The sequence below is a fragment of the Sebaldella termitidis ATCC 33386 genome (genome assembly GCF_000024405.1).
Lineage (GTDB): Bacteria > Fusobacteriota > Fusobacteriia > Fusobacteriales > Leptotrichiaceae > Sebaldella > Sebaldella termitidis.
This window is the reverse complement of record NC_013517.1, coordinates 2735215-2751525: the sequence shown is the minus strand read 5'-3', so window position 1 is coordinate 2751525 and position 16311 is coordinate 2735215. Positions and strand designations below refer to the sequence as shown.

Sequence of the window (16311 nt, the reverse complement as noted above, 5' to 3'; positions counted from 1 at the left end):
AAAGAATGCAGGAGTGTAAAAAAATGGTGTTATTTATCCTAATCAATTTTATTTTCTACTTTTTAGTAAAAATTACATATAATATATTATTTAAGTTAGAAAATGTGTATCTTCTGATAATAATATTAATATTAGCCTTTATATTTGGGATTTTAAAATATAATAAGAATAAGTTGAAGATTCTCTACTTTTTATTTCTAGGATTTCTATTTTTGATAACTCAATATGTTTTAAGTATAATTGATTTTGAAACTGGAAATATAAATTTGATAGAAATAGGGCTGAGTAATATTAATATTGGTAATATATTAGAGATCTTGGAAAAAATAATATTAAAATATAAAATTCAACTTGCTGTAGGAATTTTAATAATTTGTATTTTTATTGTAAGTATAATTTATTATATGAAGAATAAGAATAAAATAGAAAGTGAAAAAAATGAATTATTCCCTGAAAGAAAAAAAGATTTGATAGAATTAAAAACATTACTAGATTATGGTGAGAAATCAATATTAATTGATGATAAATGGGGAAATGGAAAAACCTTTTTTATAAGAAAATTTATGGAAAAATATAATAAAGAATTTGAGTTTATATATATAAAGGCTCCTTATTTTACAGATAAGTTAGAATTTAGAAAAAAAATCTTGAATGAAATAAAGATTGTTTTAAATAAAAATGGCTTTTTAAGTTCAAATTTTAAAGAATTAACAAAATATTTCGGTATAGAGTTTAAAGGAATAGTTTTTAAAGGAATAGAGGAAACCTATGATACTATTATTAGAAATATAAATAATGAAATATCAAAAATGGATAAAAAGATTATTTTAATATTAGATGATTTAGACAGAATAGACTCAAACAATCATATAATTGAGACTTTAAATTTTATTGGAGAGATAAACTTAGAATTGGAAAAAAATTTTTCTCTTATAACACTTACTTCAAAGAATAAATTGATTCAAATATTAAACAGTAATGATATAGAAGGTGAAATGTATTATGATAAATACTTTTCTATAGAAATGCAATTGAGAAAGCTAAGTTTTGAGGATCTTGTTGAATATTTTTCAGGATTATATAGTCTAAAAAATAGAGAAATAAAGATATTGAAGGAGATTAAAAATAAATTTTCAGAAAAAAATGGAGTATTAGAATATTTTAAGAAAAAAGAAAAGAGAAAATCTAATTTAATTGAAGAATGGAATGAAAGTATTAAAAAAGAGTTTTTGGATAGAATAACTATAAGAAATATAGAGAAAATAATAATAAATTTAAGAAAAATAGAATTAGATGCTGATTTTATTGATGATTATATACAAGATTATATTTTATTGAAAACCATTCAAACTTTAGTTCCAACATGGTGGGAAAAGATGAAGTTAGAGCCAAATTTGAAAAAATATAAATTTAATGAAAAAATTACAGAAAAAAAAGAGCTAGAAAATAAATTTCTTGACCAAGAATTTATATTTGACTTTATTGATGATAGAAATATTAGATTTAGAAACTTAATAAATTATGAAGTTGGGGGATATACAGAGAAAATTTCTATTTATGATAGACAACGAAATGAGATACTTAATAATACTAAACAAGATTTCATATACCAAGATTATTTTAATATTGCATCTATATTTTCATTTAAGGAAGATGATAAAGTAAAAATATTGGTTAGTTTATTAGAAAATAAAACTTTGTCTCAGTTAGAGATTTTATTTCTTTTGGTAAAGTTTAAAATTAGTTACTATATTAAATATGAAAATTTTAATGATTTTAAAAAGGATTTAGAATTAGAAAGAAGTAGAGTTGAAGATAGAGAGTATAAAATGTATATTTTTTATGAAATACTAAAATTTTTGAAAGTAAATTTATTTTTTATGAAATCTCAAGATAATAGTATAGAAAATAACTTTAATGATAGTGATTTAGATAATATTAATCAAAATAAAGAAAAATTACTAAAATTTTTTAGAGAAAATCTTATAAATAAAAGAAAAGAGAAAGAATTGCAAGAGATTTTAGACTATCTAATAAGCTTCAAAATAAAAAGAGTAACAGAATTAAGTGAAAAAGGAAAAATTTGGAACATAAAAAGAAAAGAAAAAATAAGTGAAAGATTGAGTAATATAACAGAATATTTGGATTATTTTAGTTTAGACCAGCTTATGATTGATATTGCTTTTGAGAGTGGAGTAAATTTTGATGAAATAAAACAACTATTTTTAGAAGTACTTGAAGAGGAATATATAGAGAAAAATAAGTTTTATGAAAAGATATACGAAGAAATAAAAACATTAAATTGATATAGGAGATTACATTTCTAAAAAAATTGCACTTTTTCGGAAATATGATATAATAATATTGAAAACAATATGTAACGTTTAAAATCTTGGGATAAAAGGCTAGACTACGGTTCAGCTTTTTTGTTATAATATTTTGTGGCTTCCCAAGAGCCATAAACTTACATATTGGAGGAATACAAATGTTGAAAGTATTTCTCACCCCCTTAGGGGATGAGCCGTTCTTATTGAAGGCTTTTTTTATTTATATTTTCAAAATTAATATAATTTTATGGTATAATTACACTAAATAACTTTATAAGGAGGTTTATGATTGGAAAAAACTGAAAGAATAGAAAAAAAGTTTTGTAACAAATGTAATGGGAAGAGAAATCATAAATATCAAGTAGATTTTTTATTTGAAGATTCCGAAATTATTGAAAATATGTTTGGAGTAGAGTGGAGTGAGAATTGGATCATTTGGCAATGTATGGGTTGTGATGAAATAGTCATTGAAAAAGTTGATTATTTTTCTGAAGATAGAGATGAAGAAGGCAATCCTATTTTAACAAATACTTTCTATCCAACAAGAAATATAAAATCATTAAAGAAAAAAACATATATAAAAATACCACAAAAATTAAGAGTTATTTATAATGAAATAATTGATAGTTATAATAACTCATGTTTATTACTTTGTTCAATTGGGCTAAGAACTTTACTTGAAGCTGTTTGTGTAGATAAAGGTATAGTTAGTGGAAATTTAATGAATAAAATAGTTAACTCTACTTTTATTACTGATAATATAAAAAAGAATTTACATGGAATCAGATACTTAGGAAATGATGCGACTCATGATTTTATTTCACCTAAAAAAGAGGACTTAGAATTAACAATAAAAATACTTGAGGATATACTAAATACTGTATATGATTTAGATTATAAGAGTACGATTATGTATAATAAATTTAAGAAGATTACATAAAATTTCTTTAAATAATATAATTATAAAAAAGTTATTTGAGTAGGGAAGTGATCAAAATAGAAATAATAACTCATAACAGCTGGAAATTTAATCCTATAAATATGTCAATACCATTAGAGTACAATCGTGTATTATCTTTTAATGAATTGAAACTATTAAAAAGAGGGTTAAAGCCAAAAGTAATGGAAGACAAGTGGTTTGTGTTTCAGGAAAAGAATATTATATATTTTGTTCGGAGCTGGACTGGATATTGTATTTTCTCCATAGAAGTAAAAGTATTGACTGATGAAACTGTCTTACTCCATAAAGCTATAATGGAAAGTGATAAAAGTATTTATAGAGGAGATATACCGGATAGTATACTTGATGATTTAATATCAATGGTAATAAGATATAACAATAAACGATAAATTAGGAAGGTATAATAAAAAAATACTGTTATTCATTGTATAAATAATATTTATTTAGAGAATTTAAGTAGGGGAGGATAATACTAATGGGTCATAAAATAAATGCTTTTTTAGGATGTGATAGTACTATAAACAGATTGGCTAAAAATTGGTCCAGAAATTCAATACAACTGTCTCAAGGTTTATCAATGCTTTTTTTAACGGATAATTTATTTGAAGATATTGTCAGGTTATCAAATTTAAAAGATGAGGTATCTGTTGAACATTTTGAGTCTTTGACACCTGCTGTTTTCTCATTATTGGAAACATATTCACATAATGGAAAAATAGCATATTTTGAGACTGATTATTTTGGTGGAGTGGGTGAACAATCTGCTGTATTATTTGAAAATGGTGTACAAAAATTTCCAATTCAATATACTAATGATTTTGGTGGACAGAAGAATGATGAAGAGAGAGCCATAAATTTTATATTAAAAGAACTTGGTGTATCTAAACTAGAAGGTCAAGATGAGTTTGATAGCATTAAATTATATAGTTATCGGCAAATGATCTAGGGGTTAGAGAGAATGCAATAATATAAATAACCATATTTTTAAAAACTTGCACTTTTTCGGAAATATGATATAATAATATTGAAAACGAGTATAAAGATTTAAAATTTTGTGACAATTAAGCTGGACGCGAGTCTGGCTTTTTTGTTATAAAATAATTTGTGGTTTCACAAAAACCATAAATCTTTATACTGGGAGGACACCTATACGTACATTAGCAATAGTTACTTATATTATTTATAGTAATTACTAAAGTACTGTATTAACAGTTCCTCAGCCCCTTTGGGGCCTTTTTGTTTTATATCATAATTTTTTGAATAGCATTTCCCTTAAATAATCAATTAAGGAACTAAAAGTTATGTGTCGAAATTTCCCTAATAAATTTCCTACAATAAATGAACCCTGAAAAAATTCATGTATACGTAAAATAGGATATATTTCTAATTCAATAATATATATTAATAAAGTTAAATTAATAATCACAGCAGAAATAAAAGGAATTTTTTTATTATGCTTCAATAAAAAATAACTAGAAAAAAGTAAGAAAAATAGTGGAGGCAATAAAATTAAGATATGAATTTTAAAAAAATAATAGAATTCATATATAGTTAGTAATTCAAAACTTGAAATAATCGATATAAAGATTATAATAAATGCAATAGTAATTTTTTTCATAAATATCTTCCTTGAAATAATTTGATATAACCAAATAATCAATAAATTATAATTCATTTATTAAATAAAAGCAATAAAATATTATTAAGAGTAGAGTATAATAAAAAGCCCCAAAAGGGACTTTTATGCGGATAGAATGCTTACAATATTCTTCAGAATATCAATAACTTTAATATAATACCTGAAAGTTTCAACTTCCTTACTGGAATACTTAGACTTATCATAAAAAATTTTCCCGTATTCTTCAGTACGGAGATTATGTTTTTTAGTTAATCTTCCAACCATATTAGCTGAGATACCAAGTATTTTACCAATTTCAGTAGCACTATACGTTATTTCACCGGCAACAGGTAACGGGAGTAGAAAATTCCCGGTTAATACCTTAGTGGCATGAGCATTGAGTATCTGTTTATATTCGGGAATCAGGATACTGTCAGCCATATTATTAAGAAATTCAGCAGTTTTAAGTTGGATTTCTTTTTCTTTAGTTCAAGTTCTTTGGGAGTTTGGTTTATTGAGTAGATGCCAGTTTTTCTTAGTGAAGGTAATACATCATGAGTTACCCATTTAGTAAATTGATTAGCTTGTGGTTTGTCACTTCTAAAAATTACTTTATATAATCCACTTTCATTAATGATATTAGTAATCCCTGATAAGCTCCCTAAGTCAAACTTAGCCACCTCGTCTTCATCTAATCTTTTGATCACACTACTAGGATTTGAAAGTTCTAATATCTTACATATATCAATTAATACAAACCAAACTTCATTTTCTATCAATACAGTTCTTACTTTTCCAAATTCTTTACTTTGAAATATCTGAAGTTTATCCATGAAGTACCACCTCACTTGGAGTAAGGTACATTTTATTGATATTAGATATTCCGGAAGTAGCTCCATGTTCAAAATAGGTTTTCTTTGCTGTGAATAGTACAGTTTCAAAAGTGTTAATAAGTTGTTGAATGTCATTTTTAGTATATTCAGTTTTAGAATTGATATTTTCAATTAAGTTATAAAAGCTATCTTCCATTTTAGACAGATCATCTTTTAAATGACCATAATCATACATGCTTTCTATATGAGATAGCATAAAGTCTTTAATATTATTGTGCATAAAAAAAGCTCCTAAAAATATTGTGTTTTTAATATTTTTGGAGTATAATATACATAGAATGTGTGGTATATTATACCCCTTTTAAGCCAACTTTGCCGAGTTGGCTTCTTTTTAGTTTTAACATATTTTCTCCTTTCTATTCAGATTATATCATTTTATATCATTAAATTTATTTTTGTCAAATTTAAATTTTTTATTTCATTTTGTCAAGTGAGTGAATAAAATAAAATGGACTAGCTAATAATCTAATCCATCAAGCGTATAATTCCTTTTATTTCACCATAAATTTTTATTTGACTGGGTAAATTTTTCTTTGAATTTGAAATTGCAAAAATATCATAATTAACTGAGATTATAAATGAGTTATAACTAGCAATATCATTTTCAGAATATATTTTTCTGATTGTTCCAATCCCTACTTTATTTACTTTATTAGAAAATAAAATAGATGTTTCTGATATTTCATTAAATGACTCAGAAGTTTTTTTTACGATAACTACATCATTTTTGAAAAAATCATGAGAGTAATCTTCTTTTAACTTATAGGCAAAAAAACTTTCATCAAATTGAATATTTTCAGTTGGAAGTATGTAATCAACAATATTTTCAGCATTTAAATCACCATATATAGGGATTTTATAGTATGGTTTATCTTTTAATATGTTCAGATCATATAATAATTTTTGAGGATCAATTCCAACTAAATCATAATAGTTAAGCAAAAGTTCCAGATTTGTTTTTTTATATTCTCCATCTTCTAGTTTTTTTAAGTAAGAAGGTGAAATTTTTAAAATTTCAGAAGCATCAAGTAGAGTATATCCAATCTCTTTTCTTTTTTCTTTTAAAAATTGTAATATTTGATTTTGTTTTTCGACATTAAAGTCTATCATATCAATTCTCCCAATCGAATATTTTGTTGACGTATATCAATATCTGTTGACAAACGTATACAACTTATTTTAAGCCATTTTATGTATAAATGCAAGATAAGTATTTTTTAGTTATCTTTCAAATTATAGGTTCTTAGCCATAGTTTATTTTAGTATGTTGATTTTATAAAGAAACTCTATAACGCTAGAGTTAAGTTCTTTATGTATTTGTTCTCTATCTTTCTTTCCATCAATACAAATTATTTCATCCTCACTATTTTCTAAAATTTCAGCTGCTTCTTTCTTACATAACGGAAGAAATGAAAAATGTCCTGAATCTTTAATTGCTTTAAAAGATGTATGTTTTTTATCAAGTCTTTTATTAATAGCATTTATTTGAAGATCAATTTCATTATTACCGGGAATAAAAAAATCAGAAGAAATCAAAAGTATTGGAACACTGATATTATTTAAACTTTCATCGGTAAATGAATGTGAAAGTATAGGATCAATTGAGATAACAAATGAAAATCGTCTATCTAAATATGACTTCTCAAAATTTTCTTTATTATCTTTCAATACATTAGGATAAAATACACAATCAGGAAAGTTCTTATTATCTTTACAAAAATTTATGTATTTATTATAATCAAGTTTTACTCCTGCGAGAGCCAAAGCACTATAACCACCTTTAGAATATCCTAATATTCCAATTGAATCTTTTGATATATTATTGATGAATTTCTTTTCTTTTAAGACCTGATCTAATAAAAAAGAGGTGTCAGCATTTTGAATCCAGGGCTTTATGGAAATTGTCTCCGGAGGATATATATTCTCATCATCACTAAGGTAATTTGTGGCAACAATGATTATTCCTTTTGAAGTTAAATCTGCAACAAGATAATTTAAGCTGGTATTATTTCCACCACTTCCATGAATAAGAAATATTAAGGGAAATTTTCCAGAAGCTATAGAAGCATCTTTTTGAAATTTATTACTAATAAAAATTTTATTATCATTAACAAGTATTTCATTTTTATCAATATCTAAAGTAGGATAGTATACTTTGGTGTGAAAAATCCTATTTCTTTTTTCATCTTTATACGATATATCAGTGATTGCTGAATTATATGAGAAAATAGTTATTTTAAAAATAAATAGAAATATAAAAAGTTTACTTATATGATTCAATATAGTACCTCCAAAAATAGATTTTTATTATAAGATTTTAAGTTATTTTATATAATTACAAGATAGAATCAATATCAATGAAAGTATTTTCTACATCCATCATTCTTTTTAATTCTTTACCTAAAGCATAGTGATTAGGTAAATCTTTCTTTAAAACACATATTATATTTCCGGCTTCTCCCTGGGAAAGACATGTGAGTTGTAAATATTCATTGTTACCATAAATCTCTGATATCAGATATTCATAGTAATCTTTAGAATTATCTGAAACATTCAAACCAATATTATATAACCTTACAATTGTTCCAGACCATATTTTAGCATTATCATTTAATTGAGAAATAGGAGTATAATTCATTCTTACCTCATTCTTAGTTTTTTTGTATTTTACTTTTAGACATCCACTCTTTTACTTGATCAATAATTTCTTTATGTGTCTTTTTTTGCCATTCGAGATCATTACTTACTAATATTCCTAATCTTTCAGGAGAGTCATAAGATTCAAAATACATGAAAGTATCACGGCTCCATATAAGTTGTAAATTAGTTATTTTGTAATTTATAACACTTTCTTCTATTGGAGGGGTTGTTATATTTTCAAGAAAATTATGTATTCTTTTAGCATTAACCTTAAGTGTACTTAAATTATCAATAAAATATAGATCACTTAAATATTCAACAGATTCTTCAACAGTATGATTTTTAATATAATCTGCATACTTTGTCCCAAAACTGGTTTTTCTGGCAGCTTCACTTTCAGATAAAAAAGCAGATAAACTATCTTCTTTTTTTAGTTTCAATATTTTATCAACATCACTGCAAAATAAAACCATATTTTCTTTTTGTAATTTTGTATATTGATCAGTTTTATTTTCTAATTTATTTATAACAGCACTAGTCTTACTTGCACATCCAGTTAATAAACTTATAAATAATAATAACCAATAAAATTTCTTCATATGTCACCTCTTCACAAAATTTTGGAAAAGTTTTTCCAGTGGAATAAACTTATCATTATTGATGTCATCGTTAAATTGTATCATAATTTCCATAGTAGTAGGCATAAATTTATTTAAATTATCATCTATATATGTATCTGATAAAGATGAGCTGACATAAGTATTATTCAGTATAAGAAAAGTTCCGGTAGAGATACTTTTTATAGGCTATACCCTTTATATTCCTTAATTCCTAATTCCTCCATCATAGCCACAATTTCCTGTGACTTTTCATATAGTTCATTCATTTTTTCTTTAGTCATGTTTTCCTCCTGATTAAATTTATTTGACAGGAGAAACCTAAAAAAGGTATAATCTATTTGCGGTAGAGTGCCTTTTATTAGGTGCTCCTTTTTTATTCTTTCATATGTTATCTAAATCATTCATTCCATTTATTTTTTTTAATTGCTCTGTTATTTCACTTATAAAATCTGTTAAAATTAAACATTCTATTGAACCTGAATCTTTCATTACTTCGACTTTATCAATTTCATTCTTGAGTGAAATTTGTATAAGAGGAAAGCTTTTAACAATAAGTTGTTCCATAAGTTTGATAGTATCAGGGTGTAAATTTATCAATTGTTCTAAAAATAAATTAAATACTTTATTGTAATATTCTAATGGTGAGAAATCCTTCCAGTCTAGGATTTCTTCAAATGTATTTTCAGCTTTAAAAAATTTATTGAAGTAATTTTGATATTCTAATAGAGCATAAAATAATTTAGAATTAGCTTTTCTACGAATAGAAAAGTTTTCGAGAATAATTTTTTCTTTTGTTTCTAATTTTATTCTTTTTAAATTGAAGTAGTTTGTAATGATCATAGTAGTTATCGAAACTAATGCAATAATAATAGAATTTAAGATTGGTAATTTTAAAAATTCAGTAGAGCTAGACTTTGATACTCCTGATATAACAATATGGTTTAACAAAATAACAATAATAATTGATAAAACAATGACAACAATTGTATTTTTCTTCATGGAATCCTCCTGATAATTTATTTTACAGTACGAAAAAAGCTGTAGTAAATGGAACTATAAGTATTATATTCTTTTAGTACAATATATAAAGTGTTAAATTCTTCAGGAGTTGGATTGAAATATATGAAAGATTTTCTATTATCAGTAATATTTTCTTCACCAGATTGATATTTATCTTTATATTTGTTATATATCCTTAGGGCATTTTCCTTGGAAGTATCAGTAATTCCTATCCATTGTACAAGTTTTAAATTATTGTAAAAAAGATCAACTCTCTGCAATTTTTCTCCTTCGAAATAAATATCAGGATCAATGAGTGTAAAATATGAATTATCAGAAGTATAATAGTTGTAATTATTGTAATATTTATAAAAATCCTCTGGTGAAGACTCCCATTTTAGCTTATCAAAGCCATCAATACTAAAAGAATAAGTGACTAACAGTAAGAATAATAATATTTTCTTCATTATAAAACTCCTTTTATTTTATTATACTTAATAAGATAAAACCAATACCCGGTAAAAGCAAGATGCCAAGTTTTCTTAGTTTCACTATATATGATATCCTCATCAATATTATATTTATCCCGGAACTTTTCCAGTTCTTCTTTTGATGCATACAACTCGCAATGATTATCAAAAATTTTGTACTTCATTCCTTGAATATCAATCTTATCTTCAATATAATAAGCTTTCATCTTTTCAATTTTAGTTCCCTTATTAAGTGGAATCCCGTTTCTTAAATAGACTAAGAAAGAAGTCTCGTTATAATCAAATTTGATGGCAGCATCTTTTGCTGTAATTCCTTTTTTATAGAGATCAAATAACAGCTTATTTTCCTTATATTCTGCATAGTTTTCATGATCAGTAAGGAAATCTTCATATGTATAATTAAGTTCATTAACTACATCAACTCTGCTGGCTATTGAAGTCAGTTTGGCATGTATCCTGTAATTGACAAGTTCATATACATATTGTCTTGGAAAAATCCCTTCTAGTTCTTTCTTTGAATATTTACTAAATAACTTTTCAAGTAAAATCACTTGTAACCCTCCTTGGAATATGCTATAAGTATTATAGCATAAAGTTAAAAAAAAGTGGAATATATATTTGTTTTACATTAGCTTATTTCGTCGAGGAGGAAGAGTCTATAATGTAACAAGCACAAATGAGCTTGCAGAAATAAAGGGAAATGAAGTAACAGTAATAGCTACAGCAGGAAATATAGAAAATATAGGGGGAAGAATAAAAGGAATAGATTCTGTGACGTTATCAGCAGAAAACGGAGATATAATAAACAGTTCGAGTATAGTGACGGCAAATCAGTATACAAACAGCTTAAACAATACAAGCCATGACAGTATATTAAGTGCAGGAAGTATAGAATCGAATGGTACAACATACATAGGAGCTAAAAACTATATATCGGAAGCTGGAATTGTAAGCGGTACAACAACTGTAATAGATGTAAAAGAGAATATATCGATAGGAAGTATTACATTAAATGGCTCTGACAGATCAGGAGCAGACAGCGGGAATTATGCAAATTATGATTCAGTACAGAAGATAGGATCTGAAATAACAGGAACAGAAGCAGTAATATTGGAAGCAGGAAAAGATATAGCAATAAAGGGAAGTACAGTAGCTTCTGATGGTTTAGTTCAAATGACAGCAGAGAATATAAACATATTGAACGAAGTAGAATCAATAAAAAAAGAAACAAAACAGACAGACAACGGATTTATGTCAAGTTATGAGATGGAAGAAAAGAGTTATCAGGAATATGCAGCAGCAAGTACTGTAATAGGAAATAATATAATTCTTGATGCAGGTAATGACATAAATGTAAGGGCATCAAATATAATAGCAGTGAAAGAAGGACTGGAGAATACCGGCGGAAATATATCAATGACAGCCGGGAATAATGTAAATATACTGGTTGATACTTTAGAGAACAGTTATTCATTTAAAGAAAAGACAAGCGGGTTTAGTTCAAGCTTTGCAAGCGGTGGAGGAAGCTTTACAGCAGGAGTGAGCTATAGTCAAAATAGTCTCGAACAGCAGAGAAACGGAACAACAATAGCAGTATCCACAATAATATCAGAGTGAAATACAGTAATAGATGCAGGAAATAGAGTAAGAATAGAAGCAATACAGGCTAATATCGGAGAAAACCTTGTGATAAGGGGAGTAAACGGGATAGAACTTCTTGATGCACAAGAAGTCTATAATGAAACGGTAAAGCAGAAAAGTACGGGTGTAGGTGTAAGTGTAAATGTAGGATTTACTTCTGCTCAATTAGCGAATACAGTAAGTAATGTATCAGATAATGTGAAAGATTACGGATTTGATAATCCTTCCCAAATAATAAATACATTAGGGAATGGATTTCAGGATTTCAGAGATTTGGGAGGATTAAGCAGTAATTTAAGATCATGGTATGAGGGAATAGGATATATTTCAACAAAAAATATATTTGAACATGGAGATTTATCACCTGACAACTTAAGAAATGCAGCAAAGGGATTGGTAAGTGCATCAGTATCAGCAAGTTACAGTCAGAGCAGCTATGAATCGCAAATTCAGTGGCGGGAAATATAAATGTAGGAAAGAATTTTATACTGCAGTCAGACGGAGATGTAACACTTGTAAATCAGAAGATAAATGTAGGAGAGAACTTTGTAGTAGATGCCAATAATTTTATTGTAAGAGCAGGAGAGAATACATATAAGAATGATACGAAATCAAATTCAACAGGTGGAAGTGTAGGATATGATATAGTAAATCAGAATGTAATAGGCGGATTAAATGTATCAGGAGGAAACAGCAATACAAGTTCTAAATATTATGATAATTCTGTAATAAATGTGGGAGGAACTTTCCAGTTAACGACTAAAGAGGATGCTTTATTTGCAGGAGTGAATGTAACAGCAGATAAAATAAACTTTGATATTGGAAGAGATTTGAGTATAATATCCTTACAGGATGAATATACATCAGATGGAAAGAATTGGGGAGCAGGCTTAAATGTATCAGGAAAATTACCTGGGACAGAAGCTCAGACTGGAACAGCTAGACCGTCAATAGGTGGAAATTATGGAGAAAATCATCAGGATAGTAAATGGGTAAATAATCAGACTACAATAATAGCAGAGAATGGTGGAAATATTAAGGTAGGAGAAACTTTAACTAATATTGGAGCTGTAATAGGAAGTCTGAGTGAAGAAAATAAGCTCAGTATAGAGGCTAATAAAGTAGTAGTAGAAAATTTAAAAGACCATAATGAAGGAAGTAATTACGGAATAAGTGTAAGTGGTATTGGACTGGGAAGTAAAGAACAGGGGAATAAAACACCTATAGGGCAAACAGGAATACAGTATGGAAGCCATGATAAACAGCAGGACAGCAATGTGCTACTTTTGTTAATACAGAAGTAACAGAAGCAGGGAAGAAACTGAATCTTGAGGAACTGGGAATAAATACAGATATTAATAAAGCCCAGATAGTAACAAAAGATGAGGTAGTAGAACAGATAGATACAGTATTACACACTGATTTACTGAATGAGGTGACAAGAAATCAGGTAATTAAAGATTTGAATGGATTAGTACAGTTACCTGCAGATATAGTAAGAGCAATACAGGCTACAGCAGAAAATAAAGGAAGTAATTTCTTAGATAATTTAGTAGGAACTTTAAGAAATACAGATGCCAATCTGATAAAATATCAGGAAATGAATAAGCAGTATAAGGAATTACAGAATCTTCCAGATGAATTAAAAGCAGAAAATTCTAAACAACTTGCAACAAATATGGCAAATGCAGTTAAATCAACTTATGGAATAGAAGATAATGTAGAGATAGTGATTAATTTTACAGATCAGCCAAAAGGAGATGAAATGGCAGCATTTGTAAGGGAAGATGGAAAAATAGAGATATATCTTAATGTAAAAGAAGTAGACGTATCTAATGCATTAGGGGCAGAATTAAATCATTACAATCCAAGTAACCCATATGTTTATGATAAGACTGAGGAACAAGCAGGAAAAGGAAACATACAAGAAGAATTATTTACATCAATAGGAAGAAAACCGTTAGATAGAAGCGAAAATAGTTTTTATGAAAATATATTAAATGGAAGTAATACTTTAGAAACAGGAAATAGAGAGTATTCATCAATTGATGAAGGAAAGTTAGATTTTTGTGGTTATGTAACCCAATGTCCTGGATATAAATTTGATCATGATAAAAAACAAAGTGTGCCTGTAGAAAAGAAAGAATCCTCTATGACAATAAGAGCAGGATTAGGATTAGACCAAATTAGTAAGAATATGAATGATTTCATAAATAACAAGAATAATTATGGGAATACAGGAAAGAATAATAGTGGTTCTGGAAGAAAAGAAAAAGTTATTGTTGAGAGTAATAAAACTTTAAATAATAAAACAAAAGAGGAAACTGGAAGATCACTACCAGAATTAGTAGAAATATTTGCAGAAGCAGCAGCAAATCATATCAAGTACCCCCTGGCTATTCTAAAGAAAACTTTGATATTTTAGTAGAACAAGGATATGAAGCTAAATATTATGATGGAGCGGATTTATTAGAATATGGTGTTGTAACTAAGGAAGACTATGGTAAATATATGAAATCTATTGGTAGAGTTAAATTAGCCTCTGATAATGTACCTGTACTGGCAGCTGTATACGTAAGTACAAAAATTAGAAAAAATGGATCCTTGGAGTAGAAACCCTAAGAGCCTTTTAGATCTCTTAACTTTAGAAGAGGCAAAAGCTGGTGGCGGAGAAAAAATAATGAGTAATTTGGGCGATCTAAGATTTGAAGGATTAGAAAAATGGGAAGTAGTATTTAAAAGCCTTGATGGTCAAAAATCAGTTGTTCACTATGTTAAAAATCCAAATACTGGAGAAGTTATGGACTTCAAATTTAAATCACATAGTGAATCATTGAGAATGAGGAATAATGTTGATTAATAGTAGGAATAAAGAATTTAATATATTCTGAATTTGAAATATTGAATTATGAACTCTAAACTTAAATTGTATAGCGAGGTAATAAAATGAAAGTAATTTGTAAAAAGAATAAATTAAAAAGTTTTTCAGGGCTAAAACTTAAATTTTTAGAAAAATATTATAAATATGATTTAAGTCATGAATTAAATATAAAAATTGGAAAAATCTATAATGTTTATGGAATTATTTTTTGGGAAAATGTTCCCTTTTACTATATATATAAAGAGGATATGGATTATCCAACACCAATTTGTGGAATGTTTTTTGATTTCAAAGATAATAATTTTTCTAAATATTGGGCCTTAAGAACTATAGTAAATCCAAAAGGATTCGAGACAATAGTAGCCTTTAGAGAATGGGCTGAGGATAAAATGTTTTATGAGAATTTATTAAATGAGGAATTAGAGGAAGTAAAGTTAATGAAAAAATATAGAAAATTAATAGATGAGGAGTAAACGAGTTTTAATATATTAAATGTTGAAATTAGAGAAAAATTATAGTTAATTATTTTTTAAAAAAATACTGATTGAAAAAACACATTTTATTGTAATGATTTATGCCTCTAAAGAACATATGAAAAAAATTTACAGCAAAATAACTATTTGCATGATATTTATGAGGATAATGATAATGGGTGTATTCTTCCAATAGAAGAATGTATTGAAATGAGGATGCCTGTTGGTTGAAAAAATATAAACTAGTGAAAATGCTGGCCAAAGTCAGCATTTTCTAATAGATAAAAATAGGATTTGTCCTAATAGGAAAGGAAGGAAGATACATGAAGTTATATTTAATAGAACATATTAGAAAAGTTGAAACCTTTTCTGAAGGGAAAATAATCGGTATAACATCTACAAAGGAAAAAGTAGTAAAAGAATATAAGAAAAAAATAGGTTTTAAAAAATATAAAAATGGCTTTAAGATAAAGCGAATGGTATTAGACAAAAGTTATCATGGAAAAGGAATCAAATCTTGGTATAAAAAAGGAAGTGAAAAAAATAGTAGTTTATAGATTAATGCATGCATATAATGTAGGAAAAGATAAGGATTATGAAGAAATCAGGACGATAGGATTATATTCAACCAGAAAGAAAGCGAAACAAGTTATGGAAAGTTATATGAAAAAGAAAGGATTTAAGTCCCATATAGATGGATTTTGGATAGATAAATGGGAAGTAGACAAACATTTTGAATGGAGAGATGGTTTTATAAGTCTCTAAAA

At 26.8% G+C, this 16311-nt stretch carries 22 protein-coding genes; 12 read left to right on the top strand and 10 right to left on the bottom strand.

Annotation, left to right across the window (positions count from 1 at the left end; translation table 11 throughout):
- Positions 1–5: 5 nt before the first annotated feature.
- From STERM_RS12745 to STERM_RS12730, 4 genes are all read left to right on the top strand, one after another.
- Positions 6–2306 (top strand): P-loop NTPase fold protein, encoded by a 2301-nt coding sequence (locus tag STERM_RS12745; RefSeq protein WP_041309987.1) that lies wholly within the window; start codon positions 6–8, stop codon positions 2304–2306.
- 310 nt (positions 2307–2616) lie between these two features.
- On the top strand, positions 2617–3267 hold the full coding sequence (locus tag STERM_RS12740; RefSeq protein ID WP_012862038.1) for a DUF4145 domain-containing protein: 651 nt from the start codon (positions 2617–2619) through the stop codon (positions 3265–3267).
- Positions 3268–3314: 47 nt separating this feature from the next.
- Positions 3315–3677, top strand: coding sequence for a hypothetical protein (locus STERM_RS21325; protein ID WP_012862037.1), 363 nt, complete (start codon positions 3315–3317; stop codon positions 3675–3677).
- 86 nt (positions 3678–3763) lie between these two features.
- Complete coding sequence (locus STERM_RS12730; protein ID WP_012862036.1) at positions 3764–4234, top strand: hypothetical protein; 471 nt, start codon at positions 3764–3766, stop codon at positions 4232–4234.
- A 795-nt stretch (positions 4235–5029) separates the two neighbouring features.
- Here STERM_RS12730 and STERM_RS12720 read toward each other — a convergent pair.
- The 10 genes from STERM_RS12720 to STERM_RS21320 all read right to left on the bottom strand — a co-directional run bounded on the left by STERM_RS12720 (position 5030) and on the right by STERM_RS21320 (position 11100).
- On the bottom strand, positions 5030–5347 hold the full coding sequence (locus STERM_RS12720) for a hypothetical protein (RefSeq protein WP_049768990.1): 318 nt from the start codon (positions 5345–5347) through the stop codon (positions 5030–5032).
- Positions 5329–5739 (bottom strand): BRO-N domain-containing protein, encoded by a 411-nt coding sequence (locus STERM_RS12715; RefSeq protein WP_049768989.1) that lies wholly within the window; start codon positions 5737–5739, stop codon positions 5329–5331. Before STERM_RS12715 ends, STERM_RS12720 begins: the two co-directional genes overlap by 19 nt.
- Positions 5732–6019 carry a hypothetical protein gene (locus STERM_RS12710; protein ID WP_012862035.1) on the bottom strand — a complete coding sequence of 96 codons (288 nt, stop codon included), beginning with the start codon at positions 6017–6019 and terminating at the stop codon, positions 5732–5734. The genes STERM_RS12715 and STERM_RS12710 overlap by 8 nt, the downstream gene beginning before the upstream one ends.
- Before the next feature lie 245 nt (positions 6020–6264).
- Positions 6265–6909, bottom strand: coding sequence for a helix-turn-helix domain-containing protein (locus STERM_RS12705; protein WP_012862034.1), 645 nt, complete (start codon positions 6907–6909; stop codon positions 6265–6267).
- 144 nt (positions 6910–7053) lie between these two features.
- Complete coding sequence (locus tag STERM_RS12700) at positions 7054–8079, bottom strand: alpha/beta hydrolase family protein (protein ID WP_012862033.1); 1026 nt, start codon at positions 8077–8079, stop codon at positions 7054–7056.
- A gap of 55 nt (positions 8080–8134) precedes the next feature.
- Complete coding sequence (locus STERM_RS12695; RefSeq protein ID WP_012862032.1) at positions 8135–8437, bottom strand: hypothetical protein; 303 nt, start codon at positions 8435–8437, stop codon at positions 8135–8137.
- A gap of 13 nt (positions 8438–8450) precedes the next feature.
- The gene (locus tag STERM_RS12690; protein WP_012862031.1) at positions 8451–9038 is read right to left on the bottom strand and encodes a hypothetical protein; all 588 of its coding nucleotides are present in this window, start codon (positions 9036–9038) and stop codon (positions 8451–8453) included.
- A 402-nt stretch (positions 9039–9440) separates the two neighbouring features.
- Positions 9441–10058: a hypothetical protein gene (locus STERM_RS12685; protein ID WP_012862029.1), complete on the bottom strand. Its 618-nt coding sequence runs from the start codon at positions 10056–10058 to the stop codon at positions 9441–9443.
- Between the two features lie 17 nt (positions 10059–10075).
- The gene (locus tag STERM_RS12680; protein ID WP_012862028.1) at positions 10076–10525 is read right to left on the bottom strand and encodes a hypothetical protein; all 450 of its coding nucleotides are present in this window, start codon (positions 10523–10525) and stop codon (positions 10076–10078) included.
- Positions 10525–11100 carry a hypothetical protein gene (locus STERM_RS21320; RefSeq protein ID WP_012862027.1) on the bottom strand — a complete coding sequence of 192 codons (576 nt, stop codon included), beginning with the start codon at positions 11098–11100 and terminating at the stop codon, positions 10525–10527. The genes STERM_RS12680 and STERM_RS21320 overlap by 1 nt, the downstream gene beginning before the upstream one ends.
- A gap of 67 nt (positions 11101–11167) precedes the next feature.
- On the opposite strand from STERM_RS21320, the gene STERM_RS12670 reads away from it, so the two are divergent.
- The 8 genes from STERM_RS12670 to STERM_RS12635 all read left to right on the top strand — a co-directional run bounded on the left by STERM_RS12670 (position 11168) and on the right by STERM_RS12635 (position 16309).
- Positions 11168–12166: a hemagglutinin repeat-containing protein gene (locus STERM_RS12670; protein WP_012862026.1), complete on the top strand. Its 999-nt coding sequence runs from the start codon at positions 11168–11170 to the stop codon at positions 12164–12166.
- Positions 12167–12235: 69 nt separating this feature from the next.
- The gene (locus STERM_RS12665) at positions 12236–12658 is read left to right on the top strand and encodes a hypothetical protein (RefSeq protein WP_012862025.1); all 423 of its coding nucleotides are present in this window, start codon (positions 12236–12238) and stop codon (positions 12656–12658) included.
- Positions 12643–13494, top strand: a complete 852-nt coding sequence (locus STERM_RS12660; RefSeq protein WP_012862024.1) for a hemagglutinin repeat-containing protein — start codon at positions 12643–12645, stop codon at positions 13492–13494. Before STERM_RS12665 ends, STERM_RS12660 begins: the two co-directional genes overlap by 16 nt.
- Before the next feature lie 158 nt (positions 13495–13652).
- Positions 13653–14615, top strand: coding sequence for a hypothetical protein (locus STERM_RS12655; protein ID WP_041309982.1), 963 nt, complete (start codon positions 13653–13655; stop codon positions 14613–14615).
- 171 nt (positions 14616–14786) lie between these two features.
- Positions 14787–15050: a hypothetical protein gene (locus STERM_RS12650; RefSeq protein ID WP_012862022.1), complete on the top strand. Its 264-nt coding sequence runs from the start codon at positions 14787–14789 to the stop codon at positions 15048–15050.
- A gap of 86 nt (positions 15051–15136) precedes the next feature.
- Positions 15137–15544 carry a hypothetical protein gene (locus STERM_RS12645; RefSeq protein WP_012862021.1) on the top strand — a complete coding sequence of 136 codons (408 nt, stop codon included), beginning with the start codon at positions 15137–15139 and terminating at the stop codon, positions 15542–15544.
- A 323-nt stretch (positions 15545–15867) separates the two neighbouring features.
- Positions 15868–16101 carry a hypothetical protein gene (locus STERM_RS12640; protein ID WP_012862020.1) on the top strand — a complete coding sequence of 78 codons (234 nt, stop codon included), beginning with the start codon at positions 15868–15870 and terminating at the stop codon, positions 16099–16101.
- Positions 16043–16309: a DUF7336 domain-containing protein gene (locus STERM_RS12635; protein WP_049768988.1), complete on the top strand. Its 267-nt coding sequence runs from the start codon at positions 16043–16045 to the stop codon at positions 16307–16309. Before STERM_RS12640 ends, STERM_RS12635 begins: the two co-directional genes overlap by 59 nt.
- The last annotated feature ends 2 nt before the right edge of the window (positions 16310–16311 follow it).

What these genes read in the sequence shown, in the direction of transcription:
- STERM_RS12715 (WP_049768989.1), bottom strand. Translation starts at nt 5,739, where the DNA reads ATGGATAAACTTCAGATATTTCAAAGTAAAGAATTTGGAAAAGTAAGA.
- STERM_RS12730 (WP_012862036.1), top strand. Translation starts at nt 3,764, where the DNA reads ATGGGTCATAAAATAAATGCTTTTTTAGGATGTGATAGTACTATAAAC.
- STERM_RS12705 (WP_012862034.1), bottom strand. Translation starts at nt 6,909, where the DNA reads ATGATAGACTTTAATGTCGAAAAACAAAATCAAATATTACAATTTTTA.
- STERM_RS12695 (WP_012862032.1), bottom strand. Translation starts at nt 8,437, where the DNA reads ATGAATTATACTCCTATTTCTCAATTAAATGATAATGCTAAAATATGG.
- STERM_RS12650 (WP_012862022.1), top strand. Translation starts at nt 14,787, where the DNA reads ATGGATCCTTGGAGTAGAAACCCTAAGAGCCTTTTAGATCTCTTAACT.
- STERM_RS12720 (WP_049768990.1), bottom strand. Translation starts at nt 5,347, where the DNA reads ATGGCTGACAGTATCCTGATTCCCGAATATAAACAGATACTCAATGCT.
- STERM_RS12710 (WP_012862035.1), bottom strand. Translation starts at nt 6,019, where the DNA reads ATGCACAATAATATTAAAGACTTTATGCTATCTCATATAGAAAGCATG.
- STERM_RS12645 (WP_012862021.1), top strand. Translation starts at nt 15,137, where the DNA reads ATGAAAGTAATTTGTAAAAAGAATAAATTAAAAAGTTTTTCAGGGCTA.
- STERM_RS12690 (WP_012862031.1), bottom strand. Translation starts at nt 9,038, where the DNA reads ATGAAGAAATTTTATTGGTTATTATTATTTATAAGTTTATTAACTGGA.
- STERM_RS12680 (WP_012862028.1), bottom strand. Translation starts at nt 10,525, where the DNA reads ATGAAGAAAATATTATTATTCTTACTGTTAGTCACTTATTCTTTTAGT.
- STERM_RS12635 (WP_049768988.1), top strand. Translation starts at nt 16,043, where the DNA reads ATGGAAAAGGAATCAAATCTTGGTATAAAAAAGGAAGTGAAAAAAATA.
- STERM_RS12685 (WP_012862029.1), bottom strand. Translation starts at nt 10,058, where the DNA reads ATGAAGAAAAATACAATTGTTGTCATTGTTTTATCAATTATTATTGTT.
- STERM_RS12640 (WP_012862020.1), top strand. Translation starts at nt 15,868, where the DNA reads ATGAAGTTATATTTAATAGAACATATTAGAAAAGTTGAAACCTTTTCT.
- STERM_RS12745 (WP_041309987.1), top strand. Translation starts at nt 6, where the DNA reads ATGCAGGAGTGTAAAAAAATGGTGTTATTTATCCTAATCAATTTTATT.